An 18,969-nucleotide genomic window follows, 5' to 3' on the forward strand; every position below is an offset into this window, starting at 1 on the left:
GCTTTTTTATCATGGACAAATATGCACGAGGTAATCTTTAGGTGTCGAGAAAAATTTATGCAAAAATGTGAAAAGCAATATGCATAAATTTTATCTTAATACTTGAAACATACCGCAGTTATCACAACCTCTTGATATACGGTGTTCAAAAGTTTGCATCTGCGGTAATAAGCCCAACCAAACGAAAAAATATGACGAGCTATTTTTGTTTGGCTGTTCCTATTACTTGATGCAGGGCAGCTTTTTCACAACCTCTTGATACACGGTGCTCCACCTGCTGCTTCTCGGTAATAAGATCGCCGTCCTAGAAAATATGAGGAACTATTTTCTGTCCATCGTTCTTATTACTCGAAGCATAGCGCAGTTTTTACAACCTCTTTTCATATAATTCATTCAATACTGGCAAATCATGGACTTCATATTTTTCTTTGAATGCTTGGATTTCTTCTTCAGAATATTTTCTTGGATCTAAATGCAGATCTTCTACTGGCAATGGGCGCTTGTTATTGATTTTCACATCGATCACTACAGGACGATCTGATTTTGCGGCTGCATCAAAGGCAAACCGAAGTTGCGAGTATTCTGTGACTGTAAAGCTTTTTGCTCCGAGTGCTTCTCCAACTTTACCGAAATCTGCATCTTCTAAAAATACACCGAATTTCTTTTGTTCCGTATCTTCTTGTTCTGCTTCGATGAAACCATAAGAATCATTAGAAAAAACAACATTGATAATTGGAAGCTGATATTTAACTTGTGTAATGATATCTTGCATGACCATAGCAAATCCGCCATCACCACTTAAGGTAAATACTTGTTTTTCTGGGTAGCTTAGTTGTGCGGCAATTCCTCCAGGCACACCATTACCCATAGTGGCGAACCATCCAGAGGTTGTATGTTTTTGTTTACCGTTCATATTTAATAAGCGAATAGAATGGATAGTCGTGTTACCGACATCTGTGACGAAAATCGCATCGTCTTCAGCAATCCGATTGATTTCTTTATAGACAGCCTCTGGTCGAATCGGTTCTTCCTCACGATCTTCAAAAGATTTCAACCAATTTACCCATTTTACTTTATTTTCCTGATTTGCTAGGTACCAGCTATCAGCAGGACGAGTATCACCTAATTCGACCAGTCTTTGCAAAGCTGTGTTTGCATCACCGAGAATCGACAGAGATGTTTCATGGCGCCGTCCGAATTTTGACGCATCAATATCGATTTGGATAAATTCAGCAGTTGGATTAAAAAATGCACGTCCAAACGGGAAGTCGCTGCCGACAAATAAGATTAGATCGGCTTCTGCCAATGCTTCATTTCCGGGTTTAGTAGCGACACGTCCAGCAAAACCAAGAAAGTTTTCATAATCATCAGGAATAATTCCTTTTGCTAGAACGGAAGCGACAATAGGAACTGAAAAATGTTCTGAGAATTCTTTGATTTGCGGAAATCCGTTTCGCGTTCCTTGACCAACATAAAGAACTGGTTTTTTTGCTTTTTCAAGATAAGGCAAAGCAGCCAGCAAATCTTTTTCTTCTGGTAATATCACACTTGTTTTATGAGTGTGAGCAGTAGAGAAAGGTTGTTCATCAATTTCTTCAAACCCAAGATCAACAGGAATAGTTACGATAGCCACACCTTTATGCTCATAGGCGGCTTTAATGGCTTCATCTACGACATGTGGAAGACTTTGGGGCGTCATGACTGTACGATTGTATACGCTGACATCTGCGAAAATAGGATTTTCATTTAATTCTTGGAAAGAGTTATAGTTCATGGATGTAGAAGCAACTTGTCCTAAGAACGCTACTAGAGGTACATGGTCCATCTGTGCATCATACAAACCATTGATCAAATGTGTCGCACCAGGTCCTGCAGAGCCGAAGACAGCGCCAACTTTCCCGGTTAATTTTGCATCTGCGGCGGCTGCTAGTGCACCGACTTCTTCATGACGGACTTGAATATATTTGATTTCGTTTTTTTCGTGATATAGCGCATCCATAATCGAATTGAAAGATCCTCCGGGAATGCCATAAATATGGTCGATGCCCCAGCTTTCAAGAACTTTTACCATTGCGACTCCTGCATTGATTTTTGACATGGTGTTTCACTCCTTTAGCAATGATGATTCATAAATTTTTGGTATCTAGAGTATAGAACTTTTTATCGAAAATCCCAACTAATTCGTCTTTTCACAAAAATGTAGTCATGTTTTTGGGAATATGCTAGAGTAGTACATAAATAGATTCAAGAGAGGGGAATGGCATGGTTGAATGGCTATTGAGGCTTGATCCTTGGCAGCAAGCACTTGCTGGGACAGCTTTTACTTATTTTATGACAGCTCTTGGTGCCGGATTGGTTTTTTTCTTTAAAGAAATCAAAAAAGAAGTGCTAAATTTGATGTTAGGATTTGCTTCTGGTGTCATGATTGCTGCAAGTTTTTGGTCCTTGCTCGATCCAGCAATTACAAAAGCAGAAGAAAATGGAGATATTGCTTGGCTAGTTGTAAGTATTGGATTTGGTTTAGGTGGGGTGTTTTTATATATGGCAGATAAAACACTGCCCCATATGCATTTTGGACCGCAACATGAAGCAGAAGGATTGCCTACCCATTTAAAGCGGACAATCTTGCTTGTTTTTTCTATTACATTGCATAATGTTCCTGAAGGTTTAGCCGTGGGGGTAGCATTCGGTGCAGCAGCAACTGCGAATAATCCGACAGCCGCTATACTAGCCGCTGTTTCGGTGGCGCTAGGTATTGGTATCCAAAACTTCCCAGAAGGAGCAGCTGTATCAATCCCATTGCGACAAGAAGGTCTGAGCCGTAAAAAGGCCTTTGTTTACGGACAAGCTTCTGGAATCGTTGAACCAATCGCTGGGGTGATTGGCGCACTACTAGTAACGAAAGTGGAGCTGCTGCTTCCTTATGCACTTGCTTTTGCTGCAGGAGCGATGATTTATGTCGTGGTGGAAGAATTGATTCCCGAAGCACAGCAGACACTGTCCAGCAAACGTCATTTTGCAGTTTTTGGTGTTATGAGCGGATTTATCATTATGATGATCTTGGATGTAGCATTAGGATAATTGGGAAAATTCATATATGATATATCAAATAGGGTCGCGAACTTATGTCGCGACCCTATTTTTAAGTAAGTTATATCATAACGGAGTGATCATGTGATTCATTAATAATAGTTTTTTCGATGTGTATTGCCTTTGATCCAACGAACGAGCCAGATGATAAGTGCGATTGGAATCAAAACTTTGACCGCAAACCATAAAAGGCCACTTACGACACTAACAAAAAGACTGATGACAAAGCTAGCGGCAATCAACACTAAAAGAACCATGAAGATATTTAAGAACATATTTTTTTGACGCATACAAAACCCTCCTCTTGTTCATTCTTTACTATAGAAAAAGTATAACAGGGATTCTCTAAAAACACCTCCAACTGCAGACTGATTTTTACTTCATCTGCTTAAATGATCAAACAATTGCTTTTTCCCTTGTTTATCATCTAAAATAGAGCGGAAAAGGAGGAGAATATCATGCCTAAAAATCGTCTTGAAGCATTTACAGATGCTGTAATCGCCATTATCATGACTATTTTAGTTTTAGAACTTCATGAACCTAACGGAGATACGTGGGAGGCGCTCGCAGCATTAGGCTACCGATTTTTTATCTATATTGTCAGTTTCATCATCTTAGCGATTTATTGGAACAATCATCATCATTTATTTCAAGTTGTACATAAGATAAATGGACGGGTCTTATGGGCGAATAGTTTCTTTATTTTTGCGCTTTCACTTTTTCCATTTGCCACTTCATGGATCAGTGAGTACATCAATAGTCTGGCTCCAGAAATGACTTATGGTTTTGTTACCTTGATCGCTAACATTGCGTATTATATCTTGGCAAAAGAACTTGTCAAAGCAAATAAGGGTCACGAGAAAGCATTGAAGGCGATGCTGAATGATTACAAGAAATCGTACTTATCGATTGGCTTGAATGTCTTAGGAATTGTCTTAGGCTATTTAGTAGCGCCAGTAGCCGTGCTGATCGCAAACATCGTGATTCTGGCTTCTTGGATCATCCCCAGCCGTACCATCGAATCACAATATCGGTAAAATGATCTTTGTTTAAAATTTAAGAGAAAAATATAGAAAAAATAATCAAACGATCAAATATCCGAGTGATACTAGTATTCAAAGAGGGATGCAGATGGATCAAAAAAGACTTCATGTAGGACTGATTACTAGTTTTGTCACGATGCTTATTTATTTGGATCAAGGTCATTTGACTTGGACAGTAGTTAGTGTCACGGTATTTTTGACATTATTCGCAGCAATAAAAAAATAAACATCTTTATGTAAGCTAACATTCTATCTATTTAATAAAAACAGGTTTACAGCAGTATGATTCTGTTGTAAACCTGTTTTTATTTGTGGAAAATTTTTATTTTTAGGAAAGTGTATTGAAATATAAATCGTTAGTTTTTCCACAGTGGATAACTTTATGATAGCTAAAAAAGCAATAGATTAGTTAAAGGAGGCATATAGCTTTCTTTTGTCAGGGGATATACAATAGAAATGAATAAATATTAACGAGAATTCAGATGGGGTTAAAAAAGTAAATTCAGAGGAGTGAAAAATAACTAAACGACTATATTTAACTTGTTATTTAATAGTTAAAAAATAACGATGCACTTGTTTTGATTTCTCTGCTACTTCTAAAAAACTGCTGCTTTTTCCTTTGAAATGTCTTCAAAAAGTAGGATCAGGTAAAATCTACTGGCAGAAATCAAGGAAAAAGATACCTTCATAAGAGAGAAAAATGATAGAAAAGAAGAAAAATTATTTATAGAACAAGCTTTTTGTAACAAATTAATATACCTATACGGGGTATAAAGAAGAGCGAAGATTTCTCAATCGATTTAAGTGTCGAATAGGAAAATGCTAAGATTTAAAGCATGTAAGCTAAAAAAATAATCATTTTTGATTAAAATGCGTACTTAAATTATGAACGGCTTATGGTAATACTTGTTTTTCAAGTAAAAAGAGCAAACCTAACCAATTTAACGAATAAAAAGGGAAAGTAAACAAAATATATATTTCTGTACTTTTTGTGATAGCGCTTTAATGATACACTTGAAAGGAGGAATAAGCCTATCTAAGAGTTTCTTTATAAACTATCAGACAATGTTTCCTTTAAACATATGGAAAACTGGAGCAGGTATTCTACTCCAGTCATATGAGTGTGTTGATACTATTTTTTTGAATAGGGATTGCTAAATGGAAAATCGTACCCTCTTTGTTGCTTTTAACTCGAAGAAGCCAATCATTTTTTCGAACGAGGGAGGCAACAATAAATAGTCCGAGCCCAGTTCCTCCAGCTGTAGTTTTCGTTGTAAAAAACGGAGTGAATATCTTATCTCGTATTTCTTCTGGAATACCAGGTCCATTATCTGCTATTTTGATAAAGACCCAATTTTTTCCTTGTTGCGAAACAGGGATATCCGTCATGCATTTAGAAAGTTCCGCGCATTTTTTTGATGTGATGTGTATATGGGCATCGTTTTTTGCTTGATAAGCGTTCATTATCAAATTATAGAGGACGATTTGCAGATCTTCTTTTTCAAATCTGCTACTTCCATTAGCGGAAAGTTCAGTATCTAGAATGATTGTCTTAGGAAGTAAAATACGAATCGTTTGTATCGCTTCTTGAACCGTTTCTGATACTTGATGGACTGACTGTTCCCCTGAATGTACTTTTGAAAAGCGCAAGACATTGGTAGAAAGTTGCAGTCCTTTTTCTGCAGATTGATAGATTTCTTTTAAATCTTCAGTTAATTGTTCATCTTCTTGGCGTTCTTCTATCAAAAGCTGTAAGTTACCGATCATGGGTGTCAAGAAGTTGTTCATGTCATGAACGATCGTAGTAGTCAATAAACCGATTGTCTCTAATTTGGATTCTTGAAGGATACTTTTTTCCAGCTCATATTTTTCTTGTAAAAGCAGTTGTCGTTCTTGTAGACGAATATTCTCTAAGTAAGTTTCATTTCGTTTTACATAATAGCGGATGGAAACAGTTAACAAAAAAATAATGACTAGCAAGAACATTAACAATCCTAGTGTAATCAGGTTATCCTGTAGGAGCAGCCCATTTCTTTCGTAATAATCTTCATTGCTAGCAGCGATAAGTCGAGCGTTACCAACTGTAAACCACTCATAGGAAGAAATCTTTATCACTTGTTTAGGATGTTTTTTTGTCCACCAGTATGAATAGTAGGTCAGGCTGCCTTTTTTATGTTTCAGTTGTTCTTTTTCTAGCTGCTCCAAACTAGCAAAATCAAAAGTTGGGAATTTTTCTTTTCGATCATCTACCACTGTTAAGCCAATCTGTTCCTGAGAAGGATGCATGATGATCTTCATTTCTGCATTTTTGACCATTGTATAGCCGATGACTGCAGAATCTTTTGAAATATTGGTCTGATAAATCTGTTGTAAATCAAGCGGCATGACGAGTAGAACTTGTTTTTTAGAGGCGAGAGAAACTTGCTGGTATAAATTTATGTAAGCGTGATGTTGATGGAAATACACATCACCATTTTCAATAGTATTCTCTGACAAAGCTGTTGAAAACAAAGGATCAGCTGTTAGGGTTTTTGGTATATCAGTAAAGGCACTCTGAAATTTATATTGGTGAATAAGTTGACCATTAGAAGAGAAAAGGAAAATACCGATTGCAGCTTTTTGATTTTTAGATATAGAGACATCAGATAAATCAGAAGCAAGTTCCTCGTTTTTTATTTGTCCGCTGTACTTGTCCAGTAAGCATTGATAAGAAAAAATCTTTTCTTTGATCAATTCAATAGCAGAATGATTGATTTGAGCTAATTGCACTTCTGCAGATTTTACAGCTTTTTCTTGTGAAGTATGAAAACTGGCAAGTGTAAAAATAATTCCGCTGATCGTCAGCAGCAGGATCAGTGCGATGGGAGCATAGAGACCTTTGTTTGTAGGTTTTTTCATTGTTCGTTCCTTTCTGTTGCTAATCTATCAAATAAAAATAGAGGAGGAGTTTTTGTGCGAAATGAAAAAATTTTAGTTGTAGACGATGAGCCGGCGATTCGGAGACTGATTTGGAAGTCTCTACAATCTACAGGCATTTTAGTTTATCAAAGCGACTCAGTAGAAAAGACGATTGAAATCATGTCACGTGTGACATTTGATCTTTTTTTACTTGATATCAGCCTTGATTATGAAAACGACGGATATCATTTAGCGCAATTGATCCGAGAAGAAGATCCAGCCGTTCCATTACTTTTTCTAAGTGGTAAGAAAAGCGAAGAGGCGATGATTACCGGTTTAGAAGTAGGAGCAGATCAATATTTGACTAAGCCTTTTTCTTTAGATCTTTTACGCGCACAAGTGACAGCAGCTTTAGATCGTAATAAAGCGATTCGCAACCAGTCTGCCCATCCTATAAAAGGAGAGATCAAAGCCGGAGATTTTCGATTTGACCCAATACGTTATCAATTGTTTAAAAAAGATTGTCTGATCAAATTATCATCTAAAGAACTTCAGTTGATCCGTTTTTTCATGGAAAATCCAGATCAGGTCTTTTCCAAAGAACAAATTTATCGCAGTGTTTGGAATGATGAGCATTTTGATGCCAATACGATCATGGTTTTTATCAATCATTTAAGAAATAAAATCGAAGCCGACCCCAAAAACGCAAAGTATTTAAAAACGATTTGGGGGATCGGCTATACATTCTTGCCTGATGGAGACAAGGAATGTTCTAAAAATGAAAAATAAATACTTAAAGCAAGTAGATCAGCAGAACCGCCGGGGCTTAAATGCCGTTTGGTCAAATGGAGGTCATAAATTGTCAGTTCATGGATAAATGCTTGCGCTGATAAATTTTTTTTGAACAGATAGCTGCTTTCAGCTTGTACTTGCTTTAAAGCTTCAAAGCCGCCACGATGGAGCAAATTGCTGTCTTGTGTCTCACTCATCAAAAAAATCAATGCATATAAGTATTTTATCTCTTGGTTGTTCTGCGTATGCTGCCGTAAAAAATCTAACAGCTTATTTAGTGTAGGGTAGCCGCTTGCTGCTTCGCCTCGGATTCCGGTACTGCCGTGTTCGAGATAAAGTTTTTCTCCATAAGTCAATGATTCTTTATCTTTACATGAGAGGTGCTGAAAATCTTTTTCTACTATTCCGGAGACGATCTGCTTTGCTATTTGAAGGACAGACTCAGTATCTTTCTTTGTAAAGGGAAGGGTAGCACCTTTTTTGATATATAGCCCTGTAGCACCTAGAAGAATCGCAAAAGAGAAATTAGCACCCTTATGTGTATTTATACCATTTGTTGCGTGTAGCATTGCTTTTTCTGCTTTTTTTCCAATCTTTCGTAACTGTTCAAAAAGTAAAGGAGCATCTCCTTTATGATTATAACCAGCCTCTGCATATTGATAAAAAAAGGGGGCTAAACTGACGATACTGTCGAGAAAAGTATAAAAATCCATATCGTGATGAGCACCATTCGAGTAGCGATCGACCAGTCCGGGTTTTGGAGTAAGTGAGACTTCGTATAGCAAAGCCTTTTCTGCATAACTACTGATGGTCTTTAATAAAGGATTAGTCAATTTTTTGCCGCTCCATTTCTTCTAGAATGAATTTTAGCGAGTGATCTAAATGTTCATGGATCAATAAAGTGAGTTGCTCTTTGTTTTTTGTTTTCATTCCTCGATAGATAAGCCAATGTTCCTCCAGGGCTGTATTTCTACGTTTAGAGGAACGAATGGCAATATCACGAAAGTAGATAAGGTAAGATTGCAATTCTAATACAATTCCTTTTAGCCGAAGCATTTGGCTCTTTTCATAAATAAATGCATTGAAATCGGAGAAATTTTGTAGTAATTCATCTACTCGATCTTCTCTATTTAATTTCTCCCCATATATCAACAGCGCTTTCATTTTTTTAAAATCGTCAGTTGTCATTTGATCCATAGCTTTAATTGCGGCGAGTGTATCAAGCGATTTTCGAATATCGTAGATTTCATGAGCATCTTTCGTACTTATTCCTTTTACTACGACACCGATTTTAGGAACATATGTGACTAATTTTTCTGTAGTTAATTGCTTTAGCGCATAACGGATCGGGGTACGGCTGATATTCAAGATCTCAGAAAATTCTTTTTCGTTGATTCGCGTACCAGCAGGAATTTCTCCTAAAATAATCGTTTTTCGAAACGCTTCGTAAAGTAAGATTTTCAAGGTCTTATTTTGTGAAAAATCAAGATTTTTTTTGACTGCATCAATAATCGAGCTCATTTGCCAACTCCTTTCTGACTATCTGAATTGGATTCTAAAAATCAAATAATCAAGCAACTAAAGGAATCATAACGAAAAAAATAACAAAAAACAATTATATATAAAAACAAATTTTCGAATTAATTTTTTTATGGTTATTTATTGAGGAATGTAAAGCGGCATATGTCCTAAAAGAATGATCGTAACGACGAAAATGATGAAGATCCCTAATGCATACTTTGCCGCTTCTTTTTGCCATTGTCCCATATCTAAACCTGTCAGGCGCAAAAGTAGATAAATAAATGCGACTAGCGGACTCAGTAAATGAAAAGCCTGTCCTAATAAGGAGGCAAGAGCCATCTGCATATTAGTAAATCCATAAGCACGACCTGCTTCTGCTAAGACTGGTAAAACACCAAAATAGAAACCATCATTTGAAATAAAAAATGTTCCTGGTGCAGAGATCAAAGCAATGACCAATCCCCAAAACCCAGCAAGCTGCTGAGGAATAAGGTGCGTGAAACTATTAGCTAAAGCGGTGGCCATACCGGAACCTTGGAATAAGCCCATGAAGATTCCTGCGGCAAAAACAAGGATGACTACTTGAACAGCATCGCCACCATTTGCGCCGATTCGTTCTGATTGCTCTTTCAATACTGGGTAATTGACCATCAAAGCAATACATGTTCCTACTAAAAACAAAAGGATAGGTGGAAGAGCAATACTTGAGATGAAAGAACTGGCAACTAACCAGCCGATGAGAAGAATCGTCAATGCAGCATTGAATAAAAAATTTTGTGGACAACGAATCTTTAGCATATCTGGATCAGAAACAGTTGTCATTTCTTTGATTTCTGCATCTGTCAACTCAGTGATTCCAAGCCTCGCCCGCTCTTGTTTTCCCATACGACGAGCAACAAATAAGATGACATAAAGCAATGAGAGAAACATTCCTGGGAGCAAATAAGTCAAGATATCCGCATCAACTTCTAGAACTGCCATTGCACGAGCAGTTGGTCCACCCCAAGGAAGCAGATTCATGATAGTGTTTTGAAGGATGATCAGCACACCAAGATTCATCATTTTCATCTTTAGTTTTTTATAGATTGGGATGAACGCAGAGCAACAAATCAATGTAGTTGTCGTTCCATCCCCGTTTAGTGATACTGCTGCTGCAACGACTGCAGTCGCCACTAGGACTTTCATTGGATCTCCCTTAGCAAAATAGATCATTTTCCTTGTAATCGGGTCAAATAAACCTGCGTCTAACATAATTGAAAAGTATAAAATAGCAAAAAGTAGCATAATCCCTGTATTTGCTGTAGTAGCTACACCTTCTAAGACAAAATCGCCGATATTTCCTTTATCGGCTACACCAGCTAGCATCGCGATAATTGTAAAACAAAGTGGGATAATAACTAACGCTGTAAATGGTGACATTTTCTTTTTCATAATGACAAACATAAACACGATAATCATTGCATAAGATAAAATTGTAAGTATCATGATAGTTCTTCCTCTCTAATTCTAAAATAAATGTAAGCGTTGACATGTTGCTGTAAAAAAATAAATACATTTGGCTCTTGAGCCACCTCACGCCTCCTTTTTGTTTTTTATCAATTCATTGCTTAACGTGGTTAAGAATAATCAATATGAAATACAGTGAAAAGATGAATGATGAAAAAGAACAGAGAAAAAACAATTCCTAAACTTATTTCTTAGCTTTAGCTTAATAAGTTCTTAACGAAATATTAATTCGAATAAAATACTTATATACCAACGTTTTAAAGAGTTTTATTTATTTTTTGAAAAAAAGGAACAGCGAAAAAACAATTCAAACATAAAATAATGCTAGCTGATTTTTTAGTTATTTTTATAATGGAAATGAGTCGAATAACGGAGAAAGGAGAAAGGGCTTGAACTTTTTGAAAAACTTGTTCAAAAAAGAAAAGCAGCAAAAAGAAGAATTTCACACAAAACATCCATCAAACGAAGCTTTATTTTCAGATGAATGGGAAGCGGTTCCAGAATATATTCCCACAAGTTCCGAAAATAACGAGATAGTGAGTGTAATCTCTGCTGCTATTGTTGCCAACGATCAGCCAAAAAGCCGATTCGTAGTCAGAAGTATCCAAGAACGCAATCCTGAAGCTGTACTTGTCTCCATGATTGCGACAAGTATCGTAGCAGGAGAAAAAGAAAAATCGCAATTCATTGTAAGAAAAATTATGAGAAAAAAAGAGAAATAATTATTGGAGGTCGAAAAAATGCTACGTAAATTCAAATTAACGATTGATGGAAAAGAGTATTTAGTAGAAATGGAAGAGATTGGCGGCACTCCTCAACAACTGTCTATGCCTAGCCAATCTGTTGTTCAGAAGCCAATAAGTCAAGAAGAGGAAACACCGTTAAAAAGAGAGACAGCACCCCTTACGCCGATAGCTCAAGGAACAGATGATGCCATCACTGCTCCGATGCCTGGCACGATCTTAAGAATACTTGTTGACAATGGGGAAGCTGTTCAGGAGAATCAGCCATTGATGATTTTAGAAGCCATGAAAATGGAGAATGAAATTGTAGCTGGAAAAGCTGGAACAGTAGCTGCTATCCATGTTACTGCGGGGGATATGGTCAATCCTGGTGATGCATTGATTACGGTTTCGTGATCGTTAATTTAAAAAGAGGAAGTGAAGTTTATGGAGACATTGATTGAAGGTGTAACTGGGATCGCAACGGAACCTGGACGCTTAGTTATGATGATCATCGGTGGCATACTGATGTATCTAGGAATAAAAAAGGAATATGAACCAACCTTACTTGTGCCTATGGGGCTAGGTACGATTTTGGTCAATTTTCCCAATTCAGGGGTACTTAGTGCGGGCGGAGAAGCGGGGCCGTTTCAAGTTTTATTTGAAATGGGGATCAGCACAGAATTATTTCCTTTACTTTTATTTATTGGGATTGGCGCGATGATCGATTTTGGGCCGTTATTGCAAAATCCGTTTTTGCTGTTGTTTGGGGCAGCAGCTCAATTCGGGATTTTCTTTACGGTAATCGCGGCCGTCTTATTAGGATTTGATTTAAATGACGCAGCCTCGATTGGGATTATCGGAGCCGCAGACGGGCCAACATCTATTTTTGTAGCGAATACGCTGAATTCAAAATATATGGGAGCGATTATGGTTGCTGCTTATTCGTATATGGCACTAGTTCCAATCATCCAACCAGTCGCCATCAAAGCAGTAACGACCAAAAAAGAACGTCAAATCCGTATGAGCTACCGTGCAGGCGAAGTTTCTCAAACAGCTAAGATATTGTTTCCTGTAGTGATTTCGGTCGTAGCTGGGCTTATTGCACCTGTGTCTTTACCTCTTGTGGGTTTCTTGATGTTTGGGAATTTGTTGAGAGAATGTGGCGTGTTGGATCGATTATCTATTACAGCACAAAACGAATTAGTGAATATCATCAGTATTTTGTTAGGTCTGTCGATTTCTGTCAAGATGCAGTACGAAGAATTTTTGAAAGTCGATACATTGATAGTGATCGGTCTAGGGCTAGTAGCCTTTATCATGGATTCTGTCGGTGGAGTGCTATTCGCAAAACTGCTGAATCTATTCCGCAAAGAAAAAGTGAATCCAATGATTGGTGCAGCTGGGATCTCTGCTTTTCCAATGTCTAGTCGAGTCATACAGAAGATGGCAACAGATGAAGATCCGCAGAATTTTATTTTGATGCATGCAGCTGGAGCGAATGTTTCAGGTCAGATTGCTTCCGTTATCGCAGGTGGACTGCTTTTGGCACTGCTCACATAAAAAGGAGGAATAAAAATGACAGAAGATTTATATAAGGCATTCGAATTACTATTGTTTGGCTGGGGCGGCGTATTCGTAGTGATTTTGATTATTTATTTAGCTTCTTTACTGCTGACCAAGACATTTCCGATAAAAAAATAAAGAAGGGCTTTTATGTACGTACTTAAACAGCTTTGGCTATCTAAAGAACATCAAACAATGATTAAGTGGCAGGAATTGTTGCATACTGTAGGGTTGAGTGGAAACGAGTGTCCAGATTATACAGTTGGTATTTATGATGGTGATCAGTTGATTGCCTCAGGGTCTTATGAAGGGCAGGTCATTAAATACATTGCTGTCTGTAAAAAATATCAGTCGGAAAAACTTCTGATTCGGATCATCAACCATTTAATCGAGAAGCTTAGAGAAGAAGGCAAGTTGCATTATTTTATTTATACTAAATTGGAAAATCAAAGAGTGTTCCGATCGTTAGGTTTTAAAGAAGTCTTTTCAACGAGAGAAGTCGCTTTTATGGAGTTAGGAGCACCGAATTTCAATGAATACAAAGCACTACTGAAACAGTCTAAGAAGGCAGAAAGTGCTAGCGGGATCGTCATAAATGCAAACCCATTTACGAAAGGACACCAATATTTAGTCGAATCTGCTGCAAAAGAAAGTGAATATGTGTATCTCTTTGTTTTATCCGCAGAAGAATCAATGTTTTCAGCGGCTGATCGTTTTGAAATGGTCAAAAGAGGTGTAGCCCATCTTAAAAACGTCAGTGTACTGCCAACAAATGATTATCTTATATCTGCTGCGGTGTTTCCTGCATATTTTTTAAAGGAAAAAGCACCAATCGAACAAGCTCGTATACAAGCAACTTTTGATTCACAGCTTTTCAAAGAAAAAATAGCACCAATTTTACACATCAATAAACGCTTTGTAGGGGAAGAACCTTTTTCAGAGGTCACGAATCTTTATAATCAAACCATGAAAGAAGTTTTTGATTCGGACATTTCTCTTATTATTCTTCCTCGTTTGAGCTGTAACGGCGAAACCATCAGTGCGACTAAAGCACGGCAAGCAATAAAAGAACGAAATGAACAAAAACTAATGAAATTCCTACCTGAGACTACGCTTGAATACTTACATCAAAAAGGAGTGATGACATGTGGAAATAAAACAAGTTGCAGCTGCTGGTACCGTTGAATCCAGCGATATTTTGATAACGATCGAACCAAATGAAAAAGAGACACTTAGCATTTCTTTAGACAGTAGTGTAGAGAAACAGTTTGGCAAGCAGATTCGACAAGTAATAACAGAAACACTGACTCATTTAAAGGTAACTTCAGCAAAAGTAACAGCAATCGACAAAGGAGCATTAGATTGTACGATTATTGCTCGACTGATTACTGCCGTTTATCGGGCTGCCGAGAAAGACGCTTATGATTGGGGTGAAATCGACAAATGGAAAAATTGAGAAGAACGATGATGTTTGTTCCTGGTGCAAATGCTGCTATGTTGAGGGATGCCCCATTATATGGTGCTGATTCCATCATGTTTGATTTGGAAGATGCTGTATCGCTGAAAGAAAAAGATGCTGCTCGTACCCTTGTGCATTTTGCTTTAAAAACTATAGATTACGGTAATGTAGAAACAGTTGTCAGAATCAATGCTTCGGAACAAAGTGGTGAAGAAGATATCAAAGCTGTTGTCTCAGCCGGTGTGGATGTTATTAGGTTGCCTAAAACAGAAACAGCTCAAGAGATCATTGCAGTGGATAAAGTGATTACCAAAGCAGAGGAAATATTCGGCTGTACAGTCGGCACGACTAAAATGATGGCTGCTATTGAATCAGCAGAAGGTGTGCTGAATTCACGGGAAATCGCACAAGCATCTCCACGAATAGTTGGTATTGCTTTAGGAGCCGAAGACTATGTGACGAATATGAAAACAAAACGTTACCCTGATGGACAAGAATTGTTCTTTGCTCGGAGCATGATTTTGCACGCTGCACGTACTGCTGGTATAGCCGCTATCGATACGGTTTATTCAGATGTAGAAAACATGGCTGGATTTCAAGCGGAGACGGCGCTTATCAAACAACTAGGCTTTGATGGTAAATCAGTGATCAATCCTCGCCAAATCCCTGTCGTACACGAAATCTATGCACCAACTAAAGCAGATATCCAACATGCAAAAGAAGTTATTTGGGCAATTGAAGAGGCAGATTCCAGAGGTTCTGGCGTTATTTCTTTGAATGGAAAAATGATCGATAAACCAATCGTGGAGCGTGCTGAGCGGGTGATTGCACTTGCAAAAGCTACCAATCTACTAAGTGAAGAGGAGTGATGAAAATGGTTTTGAATCAAGCAGGTAGAGAGATACCAAAAGAATATGCTGAACATTACGGTATTTTCGAAGGTGAACTTGCGCACATCAATTCGTATAAAGAAGCCAGTCGCAACATTAAACCAAAAACACCACGTGAAACAAAATTGTTAAGCAATTTACGCGAAGCAATTGAGCGAACAGGCTTGAAAGACGGTATGACGATTTCATTCCACCATCATTTTCGCGAAGGAGATCAAGTCATGAACAAGGTTTTGGCAGAAATTTCAGCGATGGGTATCAAAGATTTAACGATTGCGCCTAGCTCGATTGCCAATATTCATGAACCTTTGATCGATTATATCAAAAATGGAGTCGTCACCCATATTACAACTAGTGGATTACGAGACGAGGTTGGGGCAGCAATTTCTTCTGGAATAATGGATGCTCCTGTGATTATACGGTCTCATGGTGGAAGGGCAAGGGCGATAACGGCAGGAGACCTATCTATCGATGTTGCGTTTTTAGGTGCGCCTAGTTCAGATGTTTATGGAAATGCAAATGGAACAGTTGGTAAAGCAACATGTGGTTCTTTAGGCTATGCAATGGTTGACGCAAAATACGCAGATCAAGTAGTAATTGTGACGGACACGCTTGTACCTTTTCCTAATACACCTATTAGCATCCCACAAACAGATGTTGATTTCGTTGTTGAAATAGATTCGATTGGAGACCCAGAAGGTATTGCTAAAGGGGCTACACGATTCACTAAAAATCCAAAAGAGTTACTAATCGCAGAATATGCGGCTAAAGTAATCACTCAGTCTCCTTATTATCATGAAGGTTTTTCTTTTCAGACAGGTACAGGTGGAGCAGCATTATCGGTGACACGCTTTTTACGTGAATCGATGCTTCAAGACGGGATTAAAGCAAGCTTTGCTCTTGGCGGTATCACGAAAGCGATGGTCGATCTATTGCAAGAAGGATTAGTAGAAAAAATCATTGATGTCCAAGATTTTGATCATCCTTCTGCTTGTTCACTGGGAGAAAACAGACATCATTATGAGATTGATGCCAATATGTACGCGTCTCCTTTGAGCAAAGGATCATTTATCAATCAGCTAGACACAGCTATCCTTTCTGCTTTAGAAATTGATACGGATTATCATGTCAATGTCATTACTGGATCAGATGGGGTGATTCGAGGCGCAGCAGGAGGACATCCTGATACTAGTATGGCTTGCCAAATGAGTTTAGTAATTGCGCCACTTGTACGAGGACGGATTCCGACAATTGTAGATAAAGTCAATACTGTAGTAACACCTGGTTCGAGTATTGATGTGGTTGTTACGGAATTTGGGATTGCTATCAATCCTAAGCGGAAAGATCTGATCCAACACTTTAAACAAATAGATATCCCACAATTTACGATTACTGAACTGAAAGAAAAAGCATATGGGATCGTAGGGACACCAGAACCGATCAATTATGGCGAAAAGATTGTTGCTTTGGTCGAATATAGAGATGGGACGATTATCGATGTGGTAAAAAATGTGTAATCAATTATTCCAAGGAACAACTGTTGGTTTGGAGCAAATGCTTACAGCACGTACGAAACGAGCAGAAATCCAAAAAGAAATGTTATCGATGAAAGAAAATACTGTTTTGCTTTGTGCAACGTTGAATATACCTGGGCCTGTCAAATACTCTGTAGGATTAGCAGAACTATTTGAACAGATCATTGAAGTTGTAGAAGATGCGATAGCTTTACATGCCATCCTTCGTTTATATCGAAAAGAAGTCACTGGACCAGAATATTATTTGCTACTTTCAATGCCTGAAAAGGAAGCGAAGGAGACCATGTTAGAAATCGAAGAAAGACATCCGTTTGGGCGTCTGGTTGATCTAGATATTTTGTGTTTAGTTGACGGGCAGCCGAACCCAATCAGCAGAAGCAGTTTAGGTCATCCCCCAAGAACTTGTTATCTCTGTCAGGAGCAAGCAAAAGTATGTGGACGTTCACGAAAACATAGTATGAAAGAAATGCAGGAAGCGATTCTGCTAATTACAGCAAAGGGGAGGGGAAAAAATAATGGCAAAAAAAATCCGATTGATGGAAACAGTCTTACGTGATGGACAGCAAAGTTTGATTGCTACACGTATGCCAACAAAAGATATGCTACCAATCTTGCATACAATGGATCAAGCCGGTTATTCTGCCTTGGAAGTATGGGGAGGAGCAACATTTGATTCTTGTATACGGTTTTTGAATGAAGATCCTTGGGAAAGATTGAGAAGTATCCGAAAAGAAGTAAAAAACACAAAATTGCAGATGCTTTTGCGCGGACAAAATTTATTAGGCTATAAAAATTATGCAGATGACGTGGTACGATCTTTTGTCGAAAAGTCAATCCAAAACGGGATTGATATCATAAGAGTGTTTGATGCATTAAATGATACGAGAAACCTGCAAACGGCGATTAGTGCTACAAAAGAAGCTGGTGGTCATTGCCAAACAGCAATCTCATATACCACAAGTGATGTTCATACGGTGGAATATTTTACTGAATTAGCAAAAGAAATGGTTCAAATCGGTGCAGATTCTATTTGTATCAAAGACATGGCGGGCGTATTGACCCCCAATACCGGATACGAATTAGTTAGGCGTATCAAAGATGCTGTAGATGTTCCTTTGGAGATCCACACGCATGCAACTAGTGGAATTTCAGAGATGACTTATTTGAAAACAGCTGAAGCAGGAGCAGATATTATCGATACAGCAATTTCTTCATTTGCTGGCGGAACGAGCCAACCGGCAACGGAGTCTATAGCGATGGCTTTGGAGGATATGGGCTTCGATACAGGATTGGATCTACAAAAAACAGAAGAAATCGCAGAATATTTCAATCCTATCCGAGATCGATTTAGAGAAGAAGGACAATTGAATCCAAAAGTAAAAGATACAGAACCTAAAGCATTAATTTACCAAGTTCCTGGAGGAATGCTTTCCAATCTGTTAAGTCAATTGACTGAACAAGGACTGCAGGACAAATATGAAGATGTATTGAAAGAGGTACCGAGAGTACGGGCAGATCTAGGATTCCCGCCGCTTGTTACGCCTCTTTCCCAGATGGTAGGAACTCAAGCATTAATGAATGTGATTACCGGCGAACGCTACAAGCTTGTCCCAAGTGAAATCAAAGATTATGTACGAGGCTTATATGGGCATCCACCAGTTCCTATACAGAAAGAAATAAAAAAATTGATCATTGGTGAGGAGAATGTAATCACCGTTCGTCCAGCAGATTTCATTGAGCCCCAACTTCCAGCTTTTCGTCAAGAAATTTCAAATTATGCAAAATCTGAGGAAGATGTCTTGATGTATGCTTTGTTTCCAATACAGGCAAAAGATTTTCTAGGAAGAAGAGAAGATCGATTTTACGATGTCCCACTCCAAATGGTAGAGGTGAAAATCGATTTTTTTGAAAATCAATAATTGAATAAAAAAGGACTGTCATAGGTAC

20 protein-coding genes are annotated in these 18,969 nt (G+C 38.1%); 14 read left to right on the forward strand and 6 right to left on the reverse strand.

Going from position 1 to position 18,969, the window contains the following annotated elements:
- Window positions 1–367 precede the first annotated feature (367 nt).
- The gene (gene spxB, locus FTX43_RS04610; protein WP_002313922.1) at window positions 368–2,098 is read right to left on the reverse strand and encodes a pyruvate oxidase; all 1,731 of its coding nucleotides are present in this window, start codon (window positions 2,096–2,098) and stop codon (window positions 368–370) included.
- Between the two features lie 164 nt (window positions 2,099–2,262).
- On the opposite strand from spxB, the gene FTX43_RS04615 reads away from it, so the two are divergent.
- Window positions 2,263–3,081, forward strand: coding sequence for a ZIP family metal transporter (locus FTX43_RS04615; RefSeq protein WP_002309890.1), 819 nt, complete (start codon window positions 2,263–2,265; stop codon window positions 3,079–3,081).
- 101 nt (window positions 3,082–3,182) lie between these two features.
- On the opposite strand, the gene FTX43_RS04620 is transcribed toward FTX43_RS04615, so the two are convergent.
- Entirely contained in the window at window positions 3,183–3,380 is a 198-nt protein-coding gene (locus FTX43_RS04620; protein ID WP_002309889.1) for a hypothetical protein, read from the reverse strand.
- A gap of 168 nt (window positions 3,381–3,548) precedes the next feature.
- Here FTX43_RS04620 and FTX43_RS04625 point away from each other — a divergent pair, with 168 nt between their 5' ends.
- Entirely contained in the window at window positions 3,549–4,127 is a 579-nt protein-coding gene (locus tag FTX43_RS04625) for a TMEM175 family protein (RefSeq protein ID WP_147606802.1), read from the forward strand.
- 94 nt (window positions 4,128–4,221) lie between these two features.
- Complete coding sequence (locus FTX43_RS14865; RefSeq protein ID WP_002320647.1) at window positions 4,222–4,359, forward strand: hypothetical protein; 138 nt, start codon at window positions 4,222–4,224, stop codon at window positions 4,357–4,359.
- Between the two features lie 887 nt (window positions 4,360–5,246).
- Here FTX43_RS14865 and FTX43_RS04630 read toward each other — a convergent pair.
- Window positions 5,247–7,031, reverse strand: coding sequence for a sensor histidine kinase (locus FTX43_RS04630; RefSeq protein ID WP_104835530.1), 1,785 nt, complete (start codon window positions 7,029–7,031; stop codon window positions 5,247–5,249).
- Window positions 7,032–7,085: 54 nt separating this feature from the next.
- Here FTX43_RS04630 and FTX43_RS04635 point away from each other — a divergent pair, with 54 nt between their 5' ends.
- Window positions 7,086–7,820 (forward strand): response regulator transcription factor, encoded by a 735-nt coding sequence (locus FTX43_RS04635; RefSeq protein ID WP_002312302.1) that lies wholly within the window; start codon window positions 7,086–7,088, stop codon window positions 7,818–7,820.
- Here FTX43_RS04635 and citG read toward each other — a convergent pair.
- The 3 genes from citG to FTX43_RS04650 all read right to left on the reverse strand — a co-directional run bounded on the left by citG (window position 7,769) and on the right by FTX43_RS04650 (window position 10,829).
- Window positions 7,769–8,656, reverse strand: a complete 888-nt coding sequence (gene citG / locus FTX43_RS04640; protein WP_002309884.1) for a triphosphoribosyl-dephospho-CoA synthase CitG — start codon at window positions 8,654–8,656, stop codon at window positions 7,769–7,771. The genes FTX43_RS04635 and citG overlap by 52 nt on opposite strands.
- A complete protein-coding gene (locus tag FTX43_RS04645) occupies window positions 8,649–9,344 on the reverse strand; it encodes a GntR family transcriptional regulator (RefSeq protein WP_002309882.1) in 696 nt (231 codons plus the stop codon). Before FTX43_RS04645 ends, citG begins: the two co-directional genes overlap by 8 nt.
- 138 nt (window positions 9,345–9,482) lie before the next feature.
- Window positions 9,483–10,829, reverse strand: a complete 1,347-nt coding sequence (locus FTX43_RS04650) for a CitMHS family transporter (RefSeq protein WP_002335107.1) — start codon at window positions 10,827–10,829, stop codon at window positions 9,483–9,485.
- Between the two features lie 410 nt (window positions 10,830–11,239).
- On the opposite strand from FTX43_RS04650, the gene FTX43_RS04655 reads away from it, so the two are divergent.
- Genes FTX43_RS04655 through FTX43_RS04700 form a run of 10 tightly spaced genes read left to right on the forward strand, consistent with a single transcriptional unit; the run spans window position 11,240 to window position 18,941 of the window.
- Window positions 11,240–11,572 carry a hypothetical protein gene (locus FTX43_RS04655; RefSeq protein WP_002312306.1) on the forward strand — a complete coding sequence of 111 codons (333 nt, stop codon included), beginning with the start codon at window positions 11,240–11,242 and terminating at the stop codon, window positions 11,570–11,572.
- A gap of 18 nt (window positions 11,573–11,590) precedes the next feature.
- A complete protein-coding gene (locus tag FTX43_RS04660) occupies window positions 11,591–11,989 on the forward strand; it encodes an acetyl-CoA carboxylase biotin carboxyl carrier protein subunit (protein ID WP_002309879.1) in 399 nt (132 codons plus the stop codon).
- Window positions 11,990–12,019: 30 nt separating this feature from the next.
- On the forward strand, window positions 12,020–13,135 hold the full coding sequence (locus FTX43_RS04665; RefSeq protein ID WP_002344765.1) for a sodium ion-translocating decarboxylase subunit beta: 1,116 nt from the start codon (window positions 12,020–12,022) through the stop codon (window positions 13,133–13,135).
- Window positions 13,136–13,150: 15 nt separating this feature from the next.
- Window positions 13,151–13,276: an OadG-related small transporter subunit gene (locus tag FTX43_RS15120; RefSeq protein WP_002316536.1), complete on the forward strand. Its 126-nt coding sequence runs from the start codon at window positions 13,151–13,153 to the stop codon at window positions 13,274–13,276.
- A 12-nt stretch (window positions 13,277–13,288) separates the two neighbouring features.
- Entirely contained in the window at window positions 13,289–14,323 is a 1,035-nt protein-coding gene (gene citC, locus FTX43_RS04675) for a [citrate (pro-3S)-lyase] ligase (RefSeq protein WP_002309876.1), read from the forward strand.
- Window positions 14,286–14,594, forward strand: a complete 309-nt coding sequence (gene citD / locus FTX43_RS04680) for a citrate lyase acyl carrier protein (RefSeq protein ID WP_002309875.1) — start codon at window positions 14,286–14,288, stop codon at window positions 14,592–14,594. The genes citC and citD overlap by 38 nt, the downstream gene beginning before the upstream one ends.
- A complete protein-coding gene (gene citE, locus FTX43_RS04685) occupies window positions 14,582–15,466 on the forward strand; it encodes a citrate (pro-3S)-lyase subunit beta (protein ID WP_025479416.1) in 885 nt (294 codons plus the stop codon). Before citD ends, citE begins: the two co-directional genes overlap by 13 nt.
- Before the next feature lie 5 nt (window positions 15,467–15,471).
- Window positions 15,472–17,004 (forward strand): citrate lyase subunit alpha, encoded by a 1,533-nt coding sequence (gene citF, locus FTX43_RS04690; protein ID WP_002320651.1) that lies wholly within the window; start codon window positions 15,472–15,474, stop codon window positions 17,002–17,004.
- Complete coding sequence (gene citX, locus FTX43_RS04695) at window positions 16,997–17,578, forward strand: citrate lyase holo-[acyl-carrier protein] synthase (protein ID WP_002309871.1); 582 nt, start codon at window positions 16,997–16,999, stop codon at window positions 17,576–17,578. The genes citF and citX overlap by 8 nt, the downstream gene beginning before the upstream one ends.
- The gene (locus FTX43_RS04700; protein WP_002309870.1) at window positions 17,538–18,941 is read left to right on the forward strand and encodes an oxaloacetate decarboxylase subunit alpha; all 1,404 of its coding nucleotides are present in this window, start codon (window positions 17,538–17,540) and stop codon (window positions 18,939–18,941) included. The genes citX and FTX43_RS04700 overlap by 41 nt, the downstream gene beginning before the upstream one ends.
- Window positions 18,942–18,969: the final 28 nt, after the last annotated feature.

This window comes from Enterococcus sp. DA9 (genome assembly GCF_008000875.1).
In the GTDB taxonomy this organism is placed as follows: domain Bacteria; phylum Bacillota; class Bacilli; order Lactobacillales; family Enterococcaceae; genus Enterococcus_B; species Enterococcus_B lactis.